This window comes from Pedobacter sp. HMWF019, assembly GCF_003061025.1.
Lineage (GTDB): Bacteria > Bacteroidota > Bacteroidia > Sphingobacteriales > Sphingobacteriaceae > Pedobacter.
Genome location: NZ_QAIL01000093.1, coordinates 1 through 22,422, shown reverse-complemented (window position 1 = coordinate 22,422; position 22,422 = coordinate 1). Strand labels below are relative to the sequence as shown.

General features: G+C 40.6%; 19 protein-coding genes. 9 read left to right on the top strand and 10 right to left on the bottom strand.

Going from position 1 to position 22,422, the window contains the following annotated elements; translation table 11 throughout:
- The first annotated feature begins 50 nt into the window (after nt 1-50).
- A complete protein-coding gene (locus tag DBR11_RS06150; RefSeq protein ID WP_199233772.1) occupies nt 51-1,079 on the top strand; it encodes an exo-alpha-sialidase in 1,029 nt (342 codons plus the stop codon).
- Between the two features lie 13 nt (nt 1,080-1,092).
- Here DBR11_RS06150 and DBR11_RS06145 read toward each other — a convergent pair whose 3' ends face one another.
- On the bottom strand, nt 1,093-1,716 hold the full coding sequence (locus DBR11_RS06145) for a chloramphenicol acetyltransferase (RefSeq protein WP_108550731.1): 624 nt from the start codon (nt 1,714-1,716) through the stop codon (nt 1,093-1,095).
- A gap of 120 nt (nt 1,717-1,836) precedes the next feature.
- On the opposite strand from DBR11_RS06145, the gene DBR11_RS06140 reads away from it, so the two are divergent.
- The gene (locus DBR11_RS06140) at nt 1,837-2,115 is read left to right on the top strand and encodes a hypothetical protein (protein ID WP_108550730.1); all 279 of its coding nucleotides are present in this window, start codon (nt 1,837-1,839) and stop codon (nt 2,113-2,115) included.
- Nucleotides 2,116-2,120: 5 nt separating this feature from the next.
- Here the strand turns inward: DBR11_RS06140 and DBR11_RS06135 are convergent, their stop codons facing one another.
- A complete protein-coding gene (locus DBR11_RS06135; protein ID WP_108550729.1) occupies nt 2,121-2,345 on the bottom strand; it encodes a hypothetical protein in 225 nt (74 codons plus the stop codon).
- Nucleotides 2,346-2,588: 243 nt separating this feature from the next.
- Between DBR11_RS06135 and ccsB the strand changes: the two genes are divergently transcribed.
- Entirely contained in the window at nt 2,589-5,819 is a 3,231-nt protein-coding gene (gene ccsB / locus DBR11_RS06130) for a c-type cytochrome biogenesis protein CcsB (protein ID WP_233260663.1), read from the top strand.
- A 33-nt stretch (nt 5,820-5,852) separates the two neighbouring features.
- Here ccsB and DBR11_RS06125 read toward each other — a convergent pair whose 3' ends face one another.
- The 7 genes from DBR11_RS06125 to DBR11_RS06095 all read right to left on the bottom strand — a co-directional run bounded on the left by DBR11_RS06125 (nt 5,853) and on the right by DBR11_RS06095 (nt 14,554).
- Entirely contained in the window at nt 5,853-8,471 is a 2,619-nt protein-coding gene (locus DBR11_RS06125) for a CheR family methyltransferase (RefSeq protein ID WP_108550728.1), read from the bottom strand.
- Nucleotides 8,472-8,594: 123 nt separating this feature from the next.
- Nucleotides 8,595-9,419, bottom strand: coding sequence for a universal stress protein (locus DBR11_RS06120; protein ID WP_108550727.1), 825 nt, complete (start codon nt 9,417-9,419; stop codon nt 8,595-8,597).
- A gap of 116 nt (nt 9,420-9,535) precedes the next feature.
- The gene (locus DBR11_RS06115) at nt 9,536-10,015 is read right to left on the bottom strand and encodes a hypothetical protein (RefSeq protein ID WP_108550726.1); all 480 of its coding nucleotides are present in this window, start codon (nt 10,013-10,015) and stop codon (nt 9,536-9,538) included.
- 93 nt (nt 10,016-10,108) lie between these two features.
- Complete coding sequence (gene pgl, locus DBR11_RS06110) at nt 10,109-10,834, bottom strand: 6-phosphogluconolactonase (RefSeq protein WP_108550725.1); 726 nt, start codon at nt 10,832-10,834, stop codon at nt 10,109-10,111.
- Nucleotides 10,834-12,345 (bottom strand): glucose-6-phosphate dehydrogenase, encoded by a 1,512-nt coding sequence (zwf, locus tag DBR11_RS06105; protein ID WP_108550724.1) that lies wholly within the window; start codon nt 12,343-12,345, stop codon nt 10,834-10,836. The genes pgl and zwf overlap by 1 nt, the downstream gene beginning before the upstream one ends.
- Before the next feature lie 14 nt (nt 12,346-12,359).
- The gene (gene gndA, locus DBR11_RS06100; RefSeq protein WP_108550723.1) at nt 12,360-13,769 is read right to left on the bottom strand and encodes an NADP-dependent phosphogluconate dehydrogenase; all 1,410 of its coding nucleotides are present in this window, start codon (nt 13,767-13,769) and stop codon (nt 12,360-12,362) included.
- 29 nt (nt 13,770-13,798) lie between these two features.
- A complete protein-coding gene (locus tag DBR11_RS06095; RefSeq protein ID WP_108550722.1) occupies nt 13,799-14,554 on the bottom strand; it encodes an ROK family protein in 756 nt (251 codons plus the stop codon).
- A 115-nt stretch (nt 14,555-14,669) separates the two neighbouring features.
- Between DBR11_RS06095 and DBR11_RS06090 the strand changes: the two genes are divergently transcribed.
- The 6 genes from DBR11_RS06090 to DBR11_RS06065 all read left to right on the top strand — a co-directional run bounded on the left by DBR11_RS06090 (nt 14,670) and on the right by DBR11_RS06065 (nt 21,752).
- Entirely contained in the window at nt 14,670-15,641 is a 972-nt protein-coding gene (locus tag DBR11_RS06090) for an alpha/beta hydrolase (protein WP_108550721.1), read from the top strand.
- 140 nt (nt 15,642-15,781) lie between these two features.
- Nucleotides 15,782-16,945 (top strand): porin, encoded by a 1,164-nt coding sequence (locus DBR11_RS06085; protein WP_108550720.1) that lies wholly within the window; start codon nt 15,782-15,784, stop codon nt 16,943-16,945.
- A 22-nt stretch (nt 16,946-16,967) separates the two neighbouring features.
- Nucleotides 16,968-18,398, top strand: a complete 1,431-nt coding sequence (locus tag DBR11_RS06080) for an anion permease (protein WP_108550719.1) — start codon at nt 16,968-16,970, stop codon at nt 18,396-18,398.
- Nucleotides 18,399-18,408: 10 nt separating this feature from the next.
- Nucleotides 18,409-19,077, top strand: coding sequence for a succinate dehydrogenase cytochrome b subunit (locus tag DBR11_RS06075; protein ID WP_108550718.1), 669 nt, complete (start codon nt 18,409-18,411; stop codon nt 19,075-19,077).
- Between the two features lie 2 nt (nt 19,078-19,079).
- Nucleotides 19,080-20,996 (top strand): fumarate reductase/succinate dehydrogenase flavoprotein subunit, encoded by a 1,917-nt coding sequence (locus tag DBR11_RS06070; protein WP_108550717.1) that lies wholly within the window; start codon nt 19,080-19,082, stop codon nt 20,994-20,996.
- 12 nt (nt 20,997-21,008) lie between these two features.
- Entirely contained in the window at nt 21,009-21,752 is a 744-nt protein-coding gene (locus DBR11_RS06065) for a succinate dehydrogenase/fumarate reductase iron-sulfur subunit (protein WP_108550716.1), read from the top strand.
- A gap of 92 nt (nt 21,753-21,844) precedes the next feature.
- On the opposite strand, the gene DBR11_RS06060 is transcribed toward DBR11_RS06065, so the two are convergent.
- Nucleotides 21,845-22,422 (bottom strand): hypothetical protein (locus DBR11_RS06060; protein ID WP_369974420.1); only part of this gene is annotated, 578 nt, incomplete at its 5' end.

Here is a 22,422-nt window from a genome sequence, read left to right as displayed (position 1 = left end):
GTACATTGGAGCTTAACATAAAATATTGAACGCATTATATGATAAAGAACATGAAATTTGTTATTCAAGCTTACCTGCTCTCAGGAACGTTGTTCGCAGCAAATGCACAAACATCCTGGAAGACGGTAAAGCAGGAACTGGTTTTCGACCAGCCGCCATTTAAGCAATGCCATGCATCGACAATTGTTGAAAATAAAAAAGGAGAACTTTTACTTTCTTTTTTTGGCGGTTCTGGAGAAGGGAAGAAAGATGTATGCATTTGGCTCACGCAGCTTGATAAAAAGAACGCAAAAGCGCATGTGGTTGCAGATGGAATAGTGAATGATACGCTTCGTTTTCCCTCATGGAACCCGGTACTTTTTCAGTCTGTTCAGGGCAGGTTGTTTTTATTTTATAAGGTTGGGCCTAATCCACGCGAATGGTGGGGAATGGTGAAAACTTCCGATGACGGTGGTAAAACCTGGTCTTCATCCCGGCACCTCTCTGATGGGATTTTAGGTCCAATAAAGAATAAACCTGTGCAACTGGCTGATGGAACAATTCTCTCTCCCTCAAGTATAGAGGAGAAAAATGAACGCTGGAAGGTACATCTGGAAAAATCAACAGATATGGGGAAAACCTGGCAATTTATTCCAGTGGATACGCTTGGTTTCGATGTGATCCAGCCTAGTATTTTATTCTACAAAGATCAGCGTTTACAGATTTTGTGCCGAAGTAAACAGGGAAATGTTATTCAGGCCTGGTCTTCAGATAACGGAAACAGCTGGGGCAAACTGTCTAAAACAGAGCTTTTAAATCCAAATTCAGGTACAGATGCGGTAACGCTCAAAAATGGTACACAATTAATTGTCTATAATCCTGATGTGCCTGGAAAAGACTGGTTTAACGGAAGGGGGGAATTACGTGTAGCGGCTTCAAAAGATGGTTTATCCTGGAGTGATATTGCTGTTTTAGAAAATGGAGATAAACAGGAGTACAGTTACCCCGCTATTATACAAACCAAAGATGGCTTTGTTCATATTACCTATACCTATGACAGGAAAAATATTAAGCATGTAGTTTTAAAAGAGAATGAATAATTGCAGCAAGCAATTATTCATTCAGCAGCAACTGTAATTTTTCGAAAAATAAACCAACATGATAACCATCTACAAGGGCATGATGTACATGTAATGAAAAAGGCATATGCCTTCTTCCGTTTTCCTGTACAAGTTTCCCTATAGATATTTTTGGGCAGCTGTCTTCGGACTTAAGGCTGGAAGCATGGCTAAGAGAGGTGAAATTAATCCAGGGTAATGCCGAAAAATGGATGATGTTGTTCATCAGGTCGGCAGTAAACAGACCTGTAGTTTGTTTCACACGAGCAATTTCCTGAAGGAGGTCCTGGTTAAATTCTTCAAAATTGATGCTGTACTTAACTGAAGAAAAACCAAAAGTATGGTCTTCTCTGAGAATCGTTGCAGAAGCATTGATTTGGTCATAAATCACAACTTGGTTGTTTTCAATTCTATACCTGAAATTCTCCAGTTGGTTGATGGCTGTTAATGACTTATGAAAATAGTAGTTATAGAAGGAGACTCCCAGTTCTTTAGACCGAAGATAAGCTTTTGTACAATCCAGGTTAACGGTAACACCATAATAGGGTTCGTCAAACTGCTTGAAAAAATTAAAGTGTTCTTTTCTGTTCCAGGTTTCAATGTCTAAATTGTGCTTCATGCGTATCTTTCTAATCTAAGGGAATCGTATAAATTCGGGCTGCAAATTTATAACTTCTTTATTTTAATATCGGATTAAACCATTTTGATTTTAAAACATCAAAGTGTAAAACCGGAGATTATGAAAGATAAAATTTTAGGACGCTCCTTAATGATGCTGCTCCTGGCAACAACGACTATTGTTTTTGCGCAGGAGAGTAAGATTGTAAAAACACACCAGCATCCTTACAAAGAAGGTTCGCGTTCTGAAATTCCCGACAGTCAGATTCGAAGAAATATGAAAAGAAAAGGGATGGGAAGTATACAAGCCTATAACCTGCACCGGCAATACCACAGCCCTGTTAATGAAGAAAAACACCAGATAGTGAAACGTCAGGTACGATATAATAAAGGGGATTAAGAGATTTATTTGAAATACTCGTCATCCTCCTCATCTTCTTCATCGTCTATCAATTCATTATCGCCAATTTCGAAGTAATCGTCTTCATGATCCTCATCAGGGTCACCCCCTGTTAAATCGTCGTCATCTAAATCATCTTCATCGTCCAAATCTTCATCTGGGCCGGAAATATTAAATTGTTGGTTCCATTTGTAAGCGTCATTGTCGTAATTCGTTCCCTGGGTTTTCATAATTGCTGAGATTAAGGGTTTGTATGATAAACAATTGAGTCTGTTAAAAGGTTTTTTCGAAGTGTTTTGATGGAGAACGCTGTAATCAATTCGTAATTGTGTTCTTTTCAATTTTTTCCTTTGCCAAAGGGCAAAATATAAGTCAATTGAATAGTCTTTTTTTTGCCATAAATTCAATTAAACTTAATTTTTCTGCTCGCTAAGGCCATCTTTGCGGTGGTTAGAAATCAACAGAAAAATTAAATGATAAACAGATTAGCTAAAATACTCTTCTCCACCCGAACAATGGGTATAATGTTATTGCTTTATGCTTTTTCCATGGCTATGGCCACATTTGTAGAAAATGACTATGGAACTGCTGTAGCTAAAGCACTTATTTATAACTGCTGGTGGTTTGAGCTGATTATGCTGATTCTGGTACTGAACTTTATTGGAAACATCAAGAGATACCAGCTTACCCAGCGAAAAAAATGGCCTTTACTGGTTTTTCACCTGGCGTTTATTATCATTTTTATAGGAGGGTACATTACCCGGTACATCAGTTTTGAAGGATCAATGCATATCCGGCAGGGTGAATCGAGTAATTCTGTGGTTTCTGATGCTACTTTTTTTAAGGTTCAGATTGGTAAGGACGATCAGGCATTGGCCTATGATGATGTTCCTGCCATTTTAATCTCCAATCATGTGCCTACCTATTTAAAACCATTTAAAAAAACATTTACCTCAGAATATGACTACCAGGGCCAGCGGGTAAAGATGAAAATCGTTGATTTTTATGCCAGAGCTCAGGATTCACTGGTTCGGGAGGCCTCTGGTAAGCCAACGCTCCATCTGGTGGTACTGGAAAACGGTAAAAGGGCCAATAAATATATCCCATCAGGAACGGTTCAGCTTCTACAGAATATGTTGGTTAGTTATAACAAAGAAACGCCTGGTGCCATTAACCTGAACGATTCTAATGGCGAACTTCAGATTTCCTCACCTTATGAAGGTAATTATATGATCATGGCTACCCAGGAGAGAAAAACGGTAACTGCAGACAACGTGGCCCAGCCTTTTCATCTTAGAAGTTTATATACTTATGGGGGCCTTGCTTTCGTAATTCCAGAAGGACCGGTAAATGGACATATCATGTATTATGAAGGGGATAAAAGAACCCATGAACACGATCTGGACCTTGTTAAGGTAGAGGTCCGGACACCAACTGCTGTAGATACCGTTTCATTCTATGGTGGAAGGGGAATGACCAATTTTCAGCATCAAAGTGAAATAGGAGGGTTGAGAATTTCTTTGGCTTATGGTTCTAAAGTCTATCAGACTCCATTTTCTCTTAAACTGGTGCATTTTAAAATGGAAAAATATCCGGGAAGTAACAGCCCTGCTGCTTACTCATCGGATGTAATGGTACAGGACGCAGCAGGCGAAAGACCTTATAAAATATTTATGAATCACGTATTGGATCACTCTGGTTATAGGTTCTTCCAATCCAGCTTTGACGAAGATGAGCAAGGGACTGTACTTTCGGTAAACCACGATGAATGGGGAACTAATGTAACCTATCTTGGTTATACCTTGCTTTTCCTGGGTATGTTTGTAACCTTATTCTGGAAGGGAACGCATTTTTCCAAACTGAATGAGCAGTTGAGGAGTCTTTCCAAATCAAAAGCGCTGTTGCTGTTGTTTTTCTTCTTGCCATTGGGTGGCGCTTTTAGTCAGGAAATTGATATGCATGGCACGGATGGAACCAAACACGACCACAGTCATGAGTTGCATGATCATAGCCACGATATCAATGCTGTTCAAGGCGGGTTACCGGCTAAAAATACAGATGCAAAACAGTTTGCTTCTTCTGTTAAAATAGACCAGCAACATGCGGACAGGTTTGGCTATCTGCTGGTGCAAAATATAGACGGACGGATTGAACCGGTGAATACTATGGCTTTGGAAATTCTGCGAAAATTGTTCCATAAAGACCGTTTTTATTCCTTAACCGCAAATCAGTTCTTCCTTTCGGCTTCAACTACACCTGGCAACTGGATCAATGTTCCTTTAATAAAAGTACGTAGCAAAGGAGGTCCGGACTTGCTAAAAGCTGTACATGCAGATGCCGAAGGCTATGCATCTATGGTTAACCTGATCAGGCTTAAACCAGACGGTACACCAGAATTTATTTTAATGGACGATTACCTAAAAGCCTTTTCTAAAAAGGCGGCTGACCAGAACAGTTACGATAAGGATCTTATCGAACTTAATGACCAGTTACAGGCTATGGGCCAATTGGTTTCTGGTCAATATTTACGTATTGCACCTGTTATTGGTGATGCCAATCATACCTGGAAGGCTTTGACGGTTGGAGAGTCAGACAGCACCGCGACACTGGCTGCAGTTACCCGCTATTTTAAGGCCGTAAATCAAGGTGAAGTATCAGGTAACTGGGCTGCTGCAGATTTTGAACTGAACGGTTTAAAAGCAGCGCAACAGAAATATGGTAAAGAGGTTGTACCTTCTGAAGCTAAAATAAAATGGGAAGTTAGCTACAATTCCTGGAATATATTCCTGAATTTAATGATCACTTATGCACTCCTTGGTACATTAATTCTTGCACTGGCTTTCCTGAAATTATTTAAAAATTCTAAAACGCTGGATCGTGTAGTAACCGGGGTTTTGCTCTTGATGGCCATTGCTGCTACTTTACAGGGGATAGGACTAGGGGTGCGTTGGTATATCTCCGGACATGAACCATGGAGTAATGGTTATGAAGCTGTATTGTTTATCAGTTGGATTGGTGTTTTAGCCGGTTTGTTCATGTATAGAAACAGCAATGCTTTTATTCCGGCGGCTGGTTGTTTGATTGCCGTTATTTTAATGGGTTTTGCACATGGAGGATCTCAGATGAACCCTCAAATCACCCCTTTGGTTCCGGTTTTAAAATCTTACTGGCTGATGATACACGTGGCCATTATTACTTCCAGCTATGGCTTTTTCGGTCTCAGTGCATTGATTGGAACAGTAGTTCTGGTGCTTTATATTATTGACAATAAGAAGATCAATGCAAAAGTAAAAAGCTCTGTAATGGAATTGACCATTGTGAATGAGTTGTCTTTAACGGTGGGAATATTCTTATTGACTGTAGGCACATTTTTGGGTGGTATATGGGCAAATGAAAGCTGGGGCCGTTACTGGAGCTGGGATCCTAAAGAAACCTGGGCTTTTATTTCTGTAATCGTCTATGCTTTTATATTACATGTTCGTCTGATTCCCGGATTAAGAAGTAAATACTTGTTTAATTTATTGTCATTAGTTGGTTTCTCTACCATTATCATGACTTATTTTGGTGTGAATTATTACCTCACCGGGTTGCATTCTTATGCTAAAGGAGATCCTGTACCTGTGCCTTCATGGGTATATGTCACTGTAGCAATGATTTTTGTGCTTGCTGTGGTTTCTTATAAGCGTTATCAAAGGAAACTTTAAGTTTGAAAAGGTCCATTATATGATGGGCCTTTTTTATACAGAAATAACAGGCAGGCGGATGGAGAATTTACTGCCCACTTCTGGTGTACTTTCTACCTCGATATCTCCGTTGGCGGCATGTACAATTTTTCTGGCAAGAAACAGTCCGATTCCTGAACCTTCCACATCTTGATGTACCCGGCCATAGATGTTAAAGATCTTTTCATGTTGGTCTTTGGGGATTCCCCTTCCATTATCCTGTACAGAAATGATGATCTCACTCTCCGACGCTCTGCTGGAAACAAAAATGACAGGAGTTAGATTTTTTGCAAACTTAATAGAGTTGGACATCAGGTTATATAGAATGCTCCTTAGGTTCTTTTTAGAGAAATAAATAAACTTAGCCTGCAGGTCAACAACAATCAAAGCTCCAGATTTTTTAATGCGGTCTGCGAGGCTCCATTCGATATTCATGATCAAACTGGCTATATCAATTTTTTCCATTGGAAGTGTATCATTTTCCAATTTGGCAATGATAGCAATATCTCCTACCAGGGCACGGAAAGTAGAAATAGAGGTGTTTACAATGTCGAGCAATTCTTTTTGCCCTGAATCAGTGAGTTCCTGGTTCATGAGCATAATACTGGTCTCTATGTTGGCTAATGGTGCAAGCAGATCATGAGAAGCTGTATGTACGAAATTATCCAGGTCTGCATTTATACGAAGCAGGCTCTTATTCTTTTTGTCCAGTTCCAGCTGGATTTTCTTCAACTCCGTTACGTCATTAAATGTAATTATCGCTCCGTTTCTTTGAAGGCTGATTTGCTGGATATAGGGCATAGTTTGAATATGGTACCATTTTCCATCACTGGATTGTATTTCTCTATATATGACATCCCCATTTACAATCACATTCTTTACATCAATAAGGATGTCTTCCAGTTTGAAGGGAGTCCTAAGGCTGGTAAGTGGTTTTCCGAGATCCGATTCCTGGAGATTCAGGTTGGTTATCTTACCTGGAGAAAAACGCATAAGCTGGAGATCATTGTTGATGAAGATCTGGCCGTTGATATTGCTTCGGAAGTAGTTGTTTAAGTCATCATTAATCTCCAGTAACTCTTTGTTTTTGAGTTTGTAATCGGAGTTAATAGCATCGAGTTCCTCATTTACAGACTGCATCTCTTCATTGGTGCTTTGCATTTCTTCATTAGTAGAGAGCAACTCTTCGTTAAACGACTGCAAATTTTCATTGTTTGCATCCAGTTGAAAATAAGCTGTCTGCAATTTTTCTTTTAGTTCTTTGATTTCTTCTTCCATATTGAGGATATATTCCTGCTGATGAATTTGATGGTCAAAGACAAGATCTGAAGAATCAGAAGATAAGGATTCTGGATACTGTTCAGTAAAAGTGACAATAAGAAGTCTTTCTGCGCCCCTTTTTATAGAAAGTGGACTTACGGAAAGATTCATAGAAAGGTTAGCAGATATACTTTTGACCTGTATGCTTTTAAGTACCGCTTTCTTATTTGTTGTCAGTGCAGTTTTACGAAGAATGTTAAAAGCCATAGCTATAGGCTTAGGCATTAACTCCAATAAATCTGAATTAAAACTCTTTTGCAATAAGTATTTTGAGGTATCCCCGTACGATTTCAGAACCTGACCCTCTTCGTCAGTGCAAACGACAAGATAGTTGATTTCACCTGCCAGGGCAGTATGCATGGCCTTATCTATCGCATTGCTGCTACTTTTTAAATCTTCGGCAGGATAGGGTACAGGCCTTCGTTTTACATCTGGCCGCTCGGGTAAGAGAAAATTGTCAAAGCGCGATTCTTTTTTGGTTTCCAGGTTCTTGTATATTTTCCATATTTTATTTTCGACACTCAGACTACGAAGAATGGGGGCTGGATTTTCACTCGAACCAAGAAAGAGAAAACCGTCTTTTTTCAATCCGAACTGAAGCATGGTAAATACTTTTTTTTGCAGAGAAGGGTTTAAATAGATCAGCAGATTGCGGCAACTGATCAGATGCATATTACAATACGGTGGATTTTTAATTAAATCGTGCAATGCAAAGATCACCATTTTGCGTAAAGCCGGTTTAACCTTGTAATGTTCTTCATCTTTAATGAAGTAACGTTCCAGGCGTTCGGCAGAAACCGTTGAGCCGATTACCGATGCTTTATAAGTTCCCTTCGAAGCATGTGAAAGGGCATGATTGTCTATATCTGTAGCAAATAGCTTGACAGTGATCTGCTTGCCTTGTTGTTCCAAAATCTCTGCAATCAAAATAGCCAGCGAATAAACTTCCTCACCTGTCGCGCATCCGGCCACCCACATTTTAAGTTCTTCTTCGGGCTGCAGGTTACTAATGATCTCTGGAAGAACAGTAGTCTGGAGATATTCAAAAGCTTCGGGGTCGCGGAAGAATGTTGTAACGCTGATCATAAACTCCTTACACAATTCCTTTATCTCATTGGGATTTACTTTCAAAAATTCCAAATAGGCAGAGAGCGTTTTGAAATGATGTTTAGCTGCTTTTCTTTGCGTTCTTCTTATTATAGTCGAGGGTTTATATCCCGAAAAATCCAAAGGAGACTGTTGCTGGATTAGGTCAATGATGGCCAGGATGTTTTCCTCATCGGCATTAGTTTGCTCAGGTTCCTGTGCTTTCATGACAAAAAAATTGGAGCCCTTAAAACCATTATTAAGAACAGTGACGATCAAAGATAAAATAAATCAGATCATTTGTATTTTTCTTTGTTAACTGGAATGATTCAATAGTTAACTAGGGTCAGCTCAAATAGGAATGGAGAGTAGGGGGATATTCAATCCAGATGCCATAATTCTGGTTTTGCTGCGGTGTACAATGGAAGACCAAAAGCCATATTTTTTAGGTACCATGATTAGCAGATCTGCATTAAACTCTCTGATCTCTTTTTCAATTTCTTTGATCACTTCATTTGATCTTACATTCTTGTAGTAATAAGTGATGCCTTCCAGTCCTTCATTGATGGCATTAACGGCCGTAGAAATATGTGTTTCTGTTTTCAGTTCTTCTACTTTGTCATTTACATTGAAAATCTCCACTTCCGATTGACTTAGGCTGGTTGCTACTTCTTTTACGCGGGTTAGAACTTGTTCGGAAACACCATGGAATACATCACATGCAAAGAGGATTTTTCTTGTGCCTTCAAATTTAGCATGTAGAGGCACGGCAAGTACAGGGAAATTCAACTTTTTAATAGCTGATGTGGTGGTATTGCCCCAAAGATCTTGTTCCAGGGTTTTTGCGGTCATACCCAGCACAACCAGTTCAGCATTGTATTTGGTGATCAGACTGCTCAGTCCTTCTTCTAAAAAGGGGAAGGAAGATTCGTGGGTAACCTCAATCTCATAGGTGTAAAAAATAGATAATGCACGTTCAATCAGCCGGATTTCATTTTCGATCATGAGCCGCTGAATACTTGCTCCAGGTAACAAGGTGTTGCCGGCGTGGAATGGAATGGTAAAAGAATTGAATAATACCAGTCTGGCATTATTTTGTTTGGCTGCGGCGGCGGCATATTCTACGGCGTTCTCGGCTACTTCGGAAAAGTCTGTTGCTACAATGATGGTTTTCATGGACTGCGCCTGTTGGTGATTCGTAAATTTAAAGAAATACGATTTAAGAATACCTTGCAATCATGAGTTGGTGTTGTTTTTTTTACAATAAAACAACACCAGACTTTTGCTGAAATTTAGTTCAAAGCAGCTTTAAAATGCTCAGCCATGATGGCAAATACTTCATTCCAAATTTCCGTCTGTGGACAAGCAAAGCCAATTCTAATACCTTCGACAGCATCAGTAGGTTTTAGGAAAGGATTGTTTTCCTGTTTAAATACACCGAGCTTTCTTAAAGCAGGTATACTGCTCATCATAGACTGTGGTTTTTTTAAAGCAATCCAAATGACTAGTCCGGTGGCTGGGAGGTGAATAGCGCCGAACTTTGAAAGATGCTGATTAAAAAGTATTTGTATGTTTTTTGCTTGTTCTTTATATTGAGAAAGGGAATCTTGCAGACGTTGCGCGTATTCCCCGTAACGTGGAACTTTAGCTGCATAAATAATCCAGTCCAGGTCATCACGTTCTGGTCTGTCTTCGTTTTTCAAAGAGGAATAATTGTTGAAATCGAGTTCCTGAGTTTCTGGAGTGTCTTCTCCGAGCATTAAATAGTTCATAGCATTAGGTTTTAACACTATAGGTAAATCAAAACCTATACCTAATATAAAGCCGGTGCCATACGCACCGGCTTTGATGACGGTTTGAATTATTTAACTCTCCAGTAAACTTGCTGCCTGGCTGTCTAAGAACCAGATCAGGCTTCCGTCAGTAGGTTGAATTAATTGAGAAGGGTATAAGAATGGATTCTTGTCCTTCGGCTGAATTACATGTTTTGCCGCGTTGGCTTTGCTCTCACCGAAAACAAGGAAGGCCACGTTTTTAGCCTTATTGATCAGTGGTGCGGTGAAACTGATTCTGAATGTAGAAAGTTTTTCTACATACACAGAATCAACCGATACGCTGGTGTTTTTCAGAATCTCAGTTTCCGGGAAAAGAGATGCTGTATGGGCATCATCACCCATGCCCAGCAGGATCAGGTCAAATGCAAGCGCTGCACCATCAAAATGTTTCGTGATGGCCTCTTTATAAGCAATTGCAGCTTTATCAGGTGCAAGTTCCGTATTGACATAGAAAATTTGCTCTGCCGGAATATTTAATGGCTCCAGAATACTTTTCTTAGCCATTAAGCCATTGTAATTTTCATGATCCGGTAAAACATTCCGTTCGTCGCCAAAAAAGAAATATACCTTAGTCCAGTCAATTTCCGATTTGTAGATCGTAGCCAATTGGTGATAAAGCTCTTTTGGAGAGTTGCCGCCGGTTAACACAAAATCAAAACGCCCTTTTTCTGCAATAGAAGCATTGGCAATGTTAATAATATATCTCGCCAGATCTGCAAATAACTCTTCCTGTGTTTTATAAATCTGTACGCTCATTAGTCTTTATTTAAAGGTAAGGTAAACCAATGGAAACCATCTCTTGCAATTAAGGCTTCGGCATCTTCAGGGCCCCATGAATCGGCTGTATAGTTCGGGAAGCTTAGAGATTTTTTACTTTCCCATGCATTAACCACAGGCATTAATAATTCCCATGCACTTTCTACCTGATCTGCACGCATAAACTGGGTTTGATCACCAGTCATTACATCCAGTAACAATGTTTCGTAAGCCTCGGGGGTTTCATTGCTGTAGGTACCTTTGTAGTCAAACACCATATCAACAGGATTTAATACCATGTCTAAGCCTGGTCTTTTGGCTTGAACCTGTAAGCGAATACTCATTTCGGGCTGAATGCTGATGATCAGCCTGTTTTGTTGCCAGTGTTCGGTTACCGCAGAAGGGAAGATGTGATGTGGAACATCTTTAAACTGGATGGTAATCAATGATGAAGTTTGAAATAAACGTTTTCCTGTTCTTACATAGAAAGGAATACCTTGCCAGCGCCAATTGTCTACAAAGAATTTAATAGCAGCAAAGGTCTCTGTGTTAGAATCCGGTGCTACACCATTTTCATGTCTGTATCCAGGAACTTCTTTTCCTTCTACCCAGCCCTTTGCGTATTGACCGCGAACAGTACTAAAACGGATATCGTCCGGTCCAAAGGGACGCATTGCTTTTAACACATCTACTTTTTTATTGCGGATCTCATCTGCATCAAAATTGACCGGTGTTTCCATTCCAATTAAACACAACAGCTGAAGTAGGTGGTTCTGGATCATATCTCTTAGTGCACCTGCACCTTCATAATATCCGCCACGGTCTCCAACACCCAATTGTTCGGTTACAGAGATCTGAACGTGATCAATATAGGTTCGGTTCCAAAGCGGTTCCAGGAATGAATTAGCAAAGCGGAAAGCCATGATGTTCTGAACCGTTTCTTTTCCTAAGTAATGGTCTATACGATAGATTTGTTTCTCCGTAAAGATGCCTGTTAAAATTGCATTCAGCTCTTTGGCAGTATCCAGATCTCTTCCAAAAGGTTTCTCAATAACGATTCTGCAAGTATCCTCATTGCCAGCCAGTTTATATTTAGAAAGACACTGCGCAATGAGTGGGAACAAATTAGGGGCAACAGCCAGGTAATAAAGGACCTGTGTTTCCGGACCAAATTCTTTCTGGTGCTTTTCAATAGCAGTTTTAAGGTGGCCAAAAGTGTCAGGGGCTTCCACATCTACTGCCGTATAGGAAACATGATCTGCAAATTTACTCCACTTGTCTGCTTTTACTTTTCCTGAGCGGGAAAAACTGTTGATACCTTCCATCAGGGTATCCCTGAACTTATCATCAGTAAGTGGTCTGCGCGCAGTTCCTATAATGGCATATTTTTCGGGCATATAACCGTCTAAATACAAATTGTAAAGTGCAGGCGCTAATTTGCGCATATTTAAGTCACCAGTTCCACCAAAAATTACAACTATGGTCGGTTTTAGGCTAATGCTTGTTTTCATCTTTGTTATTTTTGCTAGTTAGTTGAATTCCAGTCTGCATGAAAAATACCTTCTTCATCTACCCGTTCAAAGGTATGTGCACCAAAAAAGTCTCTTTGTGCCTGAGTTAAGTTCAGCGGAGAATTGGCGGTTCTTAAAGAATCGTAGTAAGTTAAGGCTGAAGCATAACAAGGAATGGCAATGCCATGAGCAATTGCTGTAATTACGACATGTCTTGTTCCTGGTACGATGTCCTTTAATTTGTGCTGAATACTTTCATCGGAGAACAGGTGTGGAAGCTCAGGGTTCTTTTTGTAAGCCTGATAGATATCTTCCAGTAATTCTGCCCGAATAATACAGCCACCACGCCATATTTGTGAAATTTCTTTCAGATTCAGTTCATATTTATATTCTGCAGAGGCTGCTTCTAACAGGTGCAGTCCTTGCGCGTAAGAAATGATCATAGCAAAGTATAACGCTTGCTCTAATTGCACTTCGAATGCTTCCTTATGATCAATAGCTTCTCCCTGATGTGGCAGTGCTTTGGAAAGGGCTACACGAAGACTCTTGAATTTGGAGAGATCTCTTGTACTTACAGCTTCGTTAATGGTCGGTATAGGCAGTTGCAAGTCCATAGATACCTGCGAAGTCCATTTACCTGTTCCCTTAGATTTTGCCTCATCTTTGATCATATCCAGTAAAAGGTTACCAGTTTTAGGATCTTTTACTTTAAAAATGTCTTTTGTAACTTCCAGCAGGAAGGATTTTAAACGGCCATTGTTCCATTTATCAAAAGTAGTATAGATTTGCTCATTGCTGTAACCCAGGCTATGCTTTAACAAGGCATAGGTCTCGGCAAGTACCTGCATCATAGCATATTCAATACCATTATGAACCATCTTTACAAAGTGACCTGAAGCGCCGGGACCGATATAGGTTACACATGGGTCGCCGTTTACTTTAGCAGAAACAGCTTCTAATATAGGTTTTACCGCATTATAAGCTTGTTTATCTCCGCCCGGCATCATGCTCGGACCGAAACGTGCACCTTCTTCTCCGCCGGAGATTCCCATTCCAAAGAAGTGAATGCCTTGCTTAGACAATTCATCCGCTCTTCTGCTGGTATCTGTAAAGTGAGAGTTTCCACTATCAATGATCATATCACCTTTGCTCAGCAATGGAACCAACTCCTGAATTACACTGTCAACAATTGGACCTGCAGGAACCAATAACATCACCCTTCTTGGTAACTCCAGGCTTTGTATAAAATCTTCTAATGATGCAAAGCCTTTGAGATCATGTGCTTTACCATCCTCTTCAAGTTTCTTCAGCATCTTGGGATCCTTATCATATCCGGTTACCTGAAAACCATTGTCGGCCATGTTAAGTAATAGGTTGCGACCCATTGTGCCCAGGCCTATCATTCCTAAAGTGAATTGTTTCATTGTTCTGTTGTTTATGTTTTAGTAGGGTGCTATTTATTTGGATTAACGGTAACGATCTGATATTTTTCTGCAGCTTTCCAAAGCTTTGCTCCGCCTTTTATGCCTTCCCTGTTGGAAGCAATAACGACATTGTCATCTAGTTTCAAATCTATAAATTTTGCATTTCCACCGCCAAGGTAGAGTTTGTCGTAATTGAAAACTGTCTTGTAAATGTCAATTACACGTTGAACACGTTCTTTCCATTCTTTATCTCCGTGCTTTTTAAGCGCTTTGTCTCCAACATAGTCATCATAATCTTTGTCTTTATGAATAGGAAGGTGGGAAAGTTCAAGGTGTGGAAGGAGTTCACCGTCAAATAACAAGGCAGTCCCTAATCCGGTTCCAAAAGTGAGTACAATTTCAAAACCTTTACCATCGACAAGACCAAGGCCCTGTTGATCTGCATCATTAATCAGCCGAACAGGCTTGTCTAAAAGATTGCTAACCATCTGTGCAAATTCTATCTTATCCCATTTGCCCTTTTCCAGATTAGGTGCTGTATATACAACACCAGATTTAGTATAACCAGGAAAACCTACGGAGACTTTACTAAAGGCACCCATAGTGGCTGCCAGTTGTTTGATCACTGTTAAAACGGCTTCGGGAGTAGATTCTGCAGGGGTAGGTAACTTTGTGTATTCTGAAAGCGCCTCACCCTGAGGACTTAAAAGACATGATTTGATGTTTGAACCGCCGATATCTATTGATAGAATGTTCTGGATCTCTTTGTCCTCGTTTTTTGACATATGAGTTTAATTTTCGATGTAGATTGTTCTGTTATTCAAAATAACAAATTTAGAACCATTTAATCTTATGAATAGTTAATATATTGCAATATTTATTCATTTTAAAAGCTCTTTTATGGATCTCAATTTAACCCAGGGGTACCAACCAGATGTTTTAGGGCAGGGTTTTGAAGCCTTAACTTTTCCTCAGACAGATGATTATGAAGGGAAGGTAGTGGGAACTGTAATCCGGAAAAGTTGCCCTCAAACGAGTTCATTGGCTGTTCTCTATATACATGGCTTCAACGATTATTTCTTTCAGACAGAAATGGCCGAACAGTATATTAAGAATGGTTATAACTTTTATGCACTGGATCTCAGAAAATACGGACGTTCATTTCTTCCACATCAAAAGATGAATAATGTGCGGGATCTTGCCGAGTATGATGCAGATATAAATTTCGCGCTAACTCTTCTGAAGAAAGAAGGAAATACAATTGTACTTTTAAGCGGACATTCGACGGGTGGTTTGATTGTTTCCCTTTTTGCAGCCAAAAATATAAATAGCGAATTGTTTCATGCCGTATTTCTAAACAGCCCGTTTTGGGGTATGAATTTGGGGCTTTTAAAGAAGAACTTAGGAATTCCATTGGTTTCCTGGTGGGGGAAAGAACATCCTGATGTTAAAATAGATGGTGGTTTTTCTCCGCTATACGGCCTGAGTTTGCACAAGGATTTTTATGGAGAATGGGATTACAATTTGGTTTGGAAGCCTAATGTAGCGCCGCGGGTCAATTGTGGGTGGGTAAGAGCTATTCATTTTGGACATAAGCGTGTGAAGGCCGGACTGCACATTTCAACGCCGGTTCTGGTTGTTCACTCTTTAAAATCTATCAGGGAAAAGAAGTGGAGCGACAGGATGTTTAGCGGAGACGCCGTGCTGAATGTTAAAGATATGGACAGACAGGCCGCCGGTATACAGGGAGATTGTCAAGTTACCGTGATAGACGGAGCTTTACATGATGTTGTGCTTTCCCCGAAACCGGTAAGAGAAGAAGTTTATGCCGCATTATTTGCATGGTTAAATTCTGTAATAATCCGTACTTAAGCCTGGTTAGGAATGGTTTCTGTTGGATAGTGATAGAAATCACTTTTTTTATTATGTAGAAATGGTTATTTTGTGACAAAGGCTCAGCCTTTGAATGACGTACTTAACAATTACCCCGTTGTAACCTAACTCTCTACCGTATGAAGAACATCTATCCCTTCAACAAAAAATCTCCAAAAACCTTTTTTGCTTTACTTTCCTGTCTGGCCTTTCCAACGTTGCTTTGGGGTCAGAATGATCCTGCAGACAGCACAAAAAAGACCATCAGTATTAATCTTCCGGTTACAAAAATCACCTTTTCCGGTATGCTACAAACGCAGTACATTTATTCTTTTACAAAGGATAATGATATTAATGGCGTAAACCATCTACCCGGCGAGCAATTTTCGGGAAACTCTTTTCTGGTAAAACGTGCAAGGATGCAGCTCAATGCAGCAGTGAATGACAGGATTAATGCAGTTATCCTGGTCAACTTTGGAGATTTCAGCGGAAATCCACAAAACAAAGTCCTGGAAAATGCATTTATCAAATACAGTGTAAACGATTATGTGAATTTTCAGGTTGGTCAGTTTCGCCCTCAGTTTGGACAGGAAGACAACTATCCCGTAGATTTTGTACGGTCTATTGATTATTCCAACCAGTACTATCTTTTTGGAGCCAACAGCTGGCAGAGTTTCCAGTTAGGCGCATCTTTTTCCGGAGCGGTTAAAAATGGGCCAGTGCCTTTTACTTATTCAATAGGGGTTTTTAACGGCAACAACAGGAACCAGGTTGACAATGACAACGGTAAGATCGTTCCGGCAAGGGTAGTGATGGCGTTTGATAAGAGTTTGCAGCTTGGATTGAATGGCGGCTACGGAAGCAATACCCGTAAAGAAATCTGGGCATATGGATTTGATGTTGACTATAAAAAGCCTTTAAATGAAGATTGGAATTTTGAATTGGTCTCTGAATATAAACAAGGAATTAACAGCCAGATGTTTTTTGCCACAGCCAATCCAACCTCTATTGGGGATTACCAGATGAGGGGTGTTTATGTATTGCCCAATTTGGTGCGCAAGATCCGGAATACACGTTTAAAATCTATTGAATTTGCCTTCAGGTATGAGTATCTGGACTCAGATTTTAAAAGAGAAGGGAATGCCCGGAACAGTTATGTTCCTATGGTGAGTGCATCTTTTGCAGAATCTTATGCTATAAGGGTACAGGCGGGTTATCTTATAGATCGTTATCAGAACAATATCCCGGGAACAGCTCAATATAATGGAAACAGGTTGATCTGCCAGGTTCAGGCTCGTTTTTAATCGTTTATTTAAACTACCTTTTATGAAAGAAATTAATTACAAAATGATGTTGGTGACCCTGATTTTTGGGTTAATTATTTGGTTCATTCCAGTTCCGGAGGGTGTAAAACCAGAGGCCTGGCACTTATTGGCTATTTTCCTGGCCACCATTCTGGGAATTATCTTAAAGGCGGCTTCCATGGGTACGATGTCTATGATTGCGATCGCTTTAGTTGCTGTGACAGGCGTTTTAGCACCGGGTAATCCCGGGAAGTCCATTTCGATGGCGCTGAGTAGTTTTGGTGATAAGGTGATCTGGTTGATTGGAATTTCTTTTTTTATTGCTAGAGGTTTTATTAAAACCGGTCTGGGCAGTCGTATCGCTTATCTTTTTATAAGAGTGTTTGGACGGAGTTCTTTAGGTCTGGGCTATGGCCTGGGGTTGGCAGATTTAGTACTTGCCCCGGCTATTCCAAGTAACACGGCGAGGGGTGGGGGAATTATTTATCCAATTATGAAGTCTATGGCCATTAACTTCGGTTCTATGCCAGATAAACCCGAAACACACCGGAAACTGGGCTCTTATCTGACTTTAAATTGTTACAATATCAATCTGATCACCTCTTCTATGTTCCTTACAGGAACGGCAAGTAACCCGATGTGCCAGAAGTTTGCGAAAGATCTTGGCATTGACATCACCTGGATGTCCTGGATGTGGGCAGCGATCATTCCGGGGATTATATCTCTAATTGCCATACCTTATATTTTATACAAGATCTATCCGCCGGAGTTGAAAAAAACCAGTGGAGCAACCCAGATGGCTTCTGAAAAACTAAAAGAAATGGGGCCTGTGAGTAGGAATGAATGGTTAATGTTGACGGCTTTTATCCTGTTGCTGATTTTATGGATTACCGGCGATATTTTTAAAATCGATGCGACAACAACCGCTTTTCTTGGTCTGGTATTCCTGCTCTTATCACAGGTCTTGACCTGGGATGATGTAAAAAGTGAAAAAGGTGCCTGGGATACGATCGTTTGGTTTTCAGCTTTGGTGATGATGGGGAGTGCGCTGAACACTTTGGGTTTAATTCCTTGGTTTAGCGGCTTGGTTAAAGCACAGATTGGCGGGATGAGCTGGACGATGGCTTTTCCAATTATCATTCTGGTTTATTTCTATAGCCATTATATGTTTGCCAGTGCTACTGCGCATGTGGCTTCTATGTATGCGGCATTACTGGGTGTGGGGATTTCTGTGGGTATTCCGCCTATGCTTTTAGCACTTTCTCTTGGTTTTTGCGGAGGTATTTATGGTACACTGACACATTACGGGCATGGCCCGGCACCAGTCTATTTTGGTAGCGGGTTTGTTGATGTAAAGAGTTGGTGGTCAAAAGGATTTATTTTAAGTATTGTATTCCTGGTGATCTGGATGGGTATAGGTGGTTTATGGTGGAAGGCAATTGGTATTTACTAAACAGAAACGTATGAAAAAAGAAACGCTATCTACGCTATCCAGGAAATACCTGATGGCGCTAACCGGATTGTTTTTATGCTTTTTCCTGGTCATTCATTTGGCAGGTAATTTCCAGCTTTTCTTACCTGAGGCACAGGCCAGGGAGAGTTTTAATGGATATTCAAAGCTACTTTCGGGAAATATTTTTATTAAAGCAGTGTCTTATATCCTATATGCCTCAATTATTATTCATTCTGTCGATGCCTTGGTGATTACTGTGTTTAACCGTAAAAAAGCTGGGAAATATGAGTATGATAAAAGAGGGGCTGCGAGTAAATGGTATTCACGGAATATGGGGGTATTGGGTACAGTGATTTTGATTTTCCTGGTATTCCACTTCAAAGATTTTTGGTATCAGTATAAGTTTGGCACCTTGCCCCTTGACGCTGCTGGCAATAAGGATCTTTATGAAATTGTGATTCGGGCGTATGGCGACATTTGGTATGTTCTTTTTTATGTGCTGGCTATGTTTGCACTGGGCTATCATTTGTTACATGGGTTTTACAGCGCGGCGCGCACTATAGGGGTTTATCATCCTCGTTATGTTGCCTTTATCAGAGTTTTTGGTACCTGGTATAGCTATATCATTACTTTCGGTTTTGCAGCTATACCACTATACATTTATTTTACTCATTACTAGCTATGGAATTAAATGCGAAAATCCCGCCAGGTCCTTTAAAGGATAAATGGAATTATTATAAAGACCATGCAAAGCTGGTTAATCCAGCAAACCGTAAAAAGCTGGATGTGATCGTGGTAGGAACCGGTCTGGCTGGTAGTTCTGCCGCGGCCTCATTGGCGGAAATGGGCTATAAAGTGAAATCATTTTGCTTCCAGGACTCTGCCCGTCGTGCACATTCAGTTGCTGCACAGGGGGGCGTAAATGCGGCAAAAAATTATAAGAACGATGGGGATAGTGTTTACCGGATGTTTTATGACACCATCAAAGGAGGAGATTTTCGTTCAAGAGAAGCAAACGTGTATCGTCTTGCAGAGTGTTCTCTTCATCTAATTGATCAGGCGGTTGCTCAAGGCGTACCTTTTGGGCGGGAATATGGAGGATATTTGAACAACCGTTCTTTTGGTGGAGTACAGGTGAGCAGAACATTTTATTCCCGTGGTCAAACCGGACAGCAATTATTACTGGGTGCTTATCAGGCACTCATCAGACAAGTGAGTGCAAAAACGGTTACGTTGTATACCCGGCATGAGATGCTGGATCTGGTGGTGGTAGATGGAAAGGCGAGGGGGATCATTGTTCGTAACCTGGATACCGGGGAGATTGAAAGACATAGTGCTCATGCGGTCATCCTGGCTACAGGTGGTTTCGGTAAAATCTATTACCTTTCTACATTAGCTATGGGCTGCAATGCATCGGCTATTTGGAGGGCGCATAAAAAAGGAGCGTTGATGGCTAGCCCAAGCTGGACACAGATTCATCCAACCTCCCTTCCACAATCTGGAGAATATCAGAGTAAACTGACCTTAATGTCTGAGTCTTTGAGAAATGACGGACGAATTTGGGTGCCTTTAAAAAAGGATGATGCACGTAAACCAAATGATATTCCGGAGGTAGAAAGAGACTATTATCTGGAACGCAGGTATCCTGCATTTGGTAACCTGGCGCCCCGTGATATTTCATCAAGGGCTGCGAAGGAAAGAATTGATGCAGGATATGGAATTGGTGCGCAGAAGAATGCCGTTTACCTGGATTTTTCCAAAGCACTGAAAGAACAGGGGGAGGCCAAAATCAAAGAGAAGTATGGCAACCTTTTTAGTATGTATCGGAAAATTACAGATATTGATGCCTATAAAGAACCTATGATGATCTCTCCGGCAGCACATTTTTCTATGGGTGGACTTTGGGTGGATTATGAGTTGATGACAACCATCCCAGGTTTGTTTGCCTTGGGCGAAGCCAATTTTGCAGACCATGGGGCGAATAGGCTTGGTGCTAATTCTTTGCTTCAGGCCTGTGTGGATGGGTATTTTGTAGCGCCATATACGGTTTCGAATTACCTGGCAGATGAAATTAAAACAGGGCCAGTGCCTGCAGATAGTCTGGAGTTTCTAGAAGCAGAACAGAAAGCGAAAGAATTGCTGGACAGGCTTGTCTCCATAAAGGGAGATAAAACTGCTGACTATTATCATAAGAAATTAGGTAAGCTTCTTTATGACCATTGTGGGTTGTCCAGAAACCGGGAAGGACTCAGTTTAGCCATTGCAGAAATCAAAAAGCTTAGAGTAGATTTTTATGCACATCTGGCCGTGCCTGGTACACCCGAAGAAATGAATGCTGAACTTGAAAAAGCTGGCCGGGTGGCCGATTATCTGGAAGTCGCTGAGCTAATGTGCTACGATGCTTTAACCAGGGAAGAGTCTTGTGGGGCGCATTTCAGGGAAGAATACCAGACGCCAGAAGGTGAAGCACTTCGCGATGATGAGAAATTCTGCTTTGTATCTGCCTGGGATTGGAAAGGGCTTGATCAGGAGCCTGTACTCGTGCCAGAACCTCTGACCTTTGAAAATGTAGCCTTGACGGTTCGGAGTTATAAATAAAACCATAGCCTTATGAAGATCTTTTTAAAAATATGGCGTCAAAAGGATGCTAAAAGTAACGGTAAACTGGTGGATTATGAGATGGATAACGTGATCCCACATATGTCCTTTCTGGAGATGATGGACACCCTGAATGAAAAGCTGGTCGTAAGCGGAGAGCATCCGGTTGAATTTGATCACGATTGCAGGGAAGGCATTTGCGGACAATGTGGAATGATGATTAATGGCAGAGCCCACGGACCGTTAAAAAATACCACGACTTGTCAGCTTCATATGAGATCGTTTAAAGATGGAGATACCATTTATGTAGAGCCATTCCGGGCAGAAGGATTCCCTATAAAAAGGGATCTTAAGGTAGACCGTTCTGCTTTTGACCGGATTATTGGGGCTGGAGGTTTTGTTTCTGTCAATACTGGACAGGCCCCAGAAGCAAACAGCATTCCGATAACCCATGAAATTGCCGAATCGGCATTTGATTCTGCAGCTTGTATTGGTTGTGGTGCCTGCGTAGCTACCTGTAAGAATTCTAGTGCGGCTTTATTTACCTCCGCTAAGATTTCACATCTAGCAAAATTGCCTCAGGGGCAACAGGAAGCGCATAAGCGGGCATTAACAATGGTGGCCCAGATGGATGCTGAAGATTTTGGGCATTGTTCCAATACAGAAGCGTGTGAAGTAGAATGCCCTCAGGGAATTTCTGTTCTGAATATAGCCCGGATGAATTGGGAGTTTTTGAAAGGAAATATACTCAAATAACATTTAAAGGGGTTGTCTGAAAAGGTACGATTTACATAAAAACAAGAATAAGACCTTTTGGACAACCTCTATTTTTAAAAGAATTGTCATTTTTAATAAGACGATTCAGCTTCTAATTCCTTTTTTAATAGAACCTTAACTTCTTCCCAACTATGTACCCTTTGATGACGGTCTGTTGTTGCATTATGAGCAGCGTGGAATAAGATGGCTTTTCCTTTACAGAAATCCAGATTTTTGAAATGGTCATCAATCATATAATCCGTATCGATGATGCTTTTATCTCCACACAGTACGATGTTTTTCCATGAAATAAATGGAAAATGTTCTTGCAGCCACTGGTGTTTTTCAAAAAGGGATTGTGGGAATTCCATTGCTGCCGAAACAATATAGACCTCAAAATCATTCATTAATTCTTTTACGGTTTCTATTGCGCCAGGCATTACCGGTAGTGTACGGAAAAATCCTGGAGAATTTACAAATTTCCACACCGCTTGTTTATCCGGAAAAGCTTCGGATTCTGGTTTTCCGATCAGATCTTCCCGATTGATTTGTATTCCATAATCTTTATGGTACCAGGTGATGAAGTGAGACTCTGTATCGGCTATTACACCATCCATATCTATGGCTATGCTTGTTTTTTTTGTTTTCATATTGCAAATATATGCAATAT

Coding starts and splice junctions, on each gene's coding strand:
- DBR11_RS06150 (WP_199233772.1), top strand. CDS start 51: ATGAAATTTGTTATTCAAGCTTACCTGCTCTCAGGAACGTTGTTCGCA.
- DBR11_RS06145 (WP_108550731.1), bottom strand. CDS start 1,716: ATGAAGCACAATTTAGACATTGAAACCTGGAACAGAAAAGAACACTTT.
- DBR11_RS06140 (WP_108550730.1), top strand. CDS start 1,837: ATGAAAGATAAAATTTTAGGACGCTCCTTAATGATGCTGCTCCTGGCA.
- DBR11_RS06135 (WP_108550729.1), bottom strand. CDS start 2,345: ATGAAAACCCAGGGAACGAATTACGACAATGACGCTTACAAATGGAAC.
- ccsB (WP_233260663.1), top strand. CDS start 2,589: ATGATAAACAGATTAGCTAAAATACTCTTCTCCACCCGAACAATGGGT.
- DBR11_RS06125 (WP_108550728.1), bottom strand. CDS start 8,471: ATGAAAGCACAGGAACCTGAGCAAACTAATGCCGATGAGGAAAACATC.
- DBR11_RS06120 (WP_108550727.1), bottom strand. CDS start 9,419: ATGAAAACCATCATTGTAGCAACAGACTTTTCCGAAGTAGCCGAGAAC.
- DBR11_RS06115 (WP_108550726.1), bottom strand. CDS start 10,015: ATGAACTATTTAATGCTCGGAGAAGACACTCCAGAAACTCAGGAACTC.
- pgl (WP_108550725.1), bottom strand. CDS start 10,834: ATGAGCGTACAGATTTATAAAACACAGGAAGAGTTATTTGCAGATCTG.
- zwf (WP_108550724.1), bottom strand. CDS start 12,345: ATGAAAACAAGCATTAGCCTAAAACCGACCATAGTTGTAATTTTTGGT.
- gndA (WP_108550723.1), bottom strand. CDS start 13,769: ATGAAACAATTCACTTTAGGAATGATAGGCCTGGGCACAATGGGTCGC.
- DBR11_RS06095 (WP_108550722.1), bottom strand. CDS start 14,554: ATGTCAAAAAACGAGGACAAAGAGATCCAGAACATTCTATCAATAGAT.
- DBR11_RS06090 (WP_108550721.1), top strand. CDS start 14,670: ATGGATCTCAATTTAACCCAGGGGTACCAACCAGATGTTTTAGGGCAG.
- DBR11_RS06085 (WP_108550720.1), top strand. CDS start 15,782: ATGAAGAACATCTATCCCTTCAACAAAAAATCTCCAAAAACCTTTTTT.
- DBR11_RS06080 (WP_108550719.1), top strand. CDS start 16,968: ATGAAAGAAATTAATTACAAAATGATGTTGGTGACCCTGATTTTTGGG.
- DBR11_RS06075 (WP_108550718.1), top strand. CDS start 18,409: ATGAAAAAAGAAACGCTATCTACGCTATCCAGGAAATACCTGATGGCG.
- DBR11_RS06070 (WP_108550717.1), top strand. CDS start 19,080: ATGGAATTAAATGCGAAAATCCCGCCAGGTCCTTTAAAGGATAAATGG.
- DBR11_RS06065 (WP_108550716.1), top strand. CDS start 21,009: ATGAAGATCTTTTTAAAAATATGGCGTCAAAAGGATGCTAAAAGTAAC.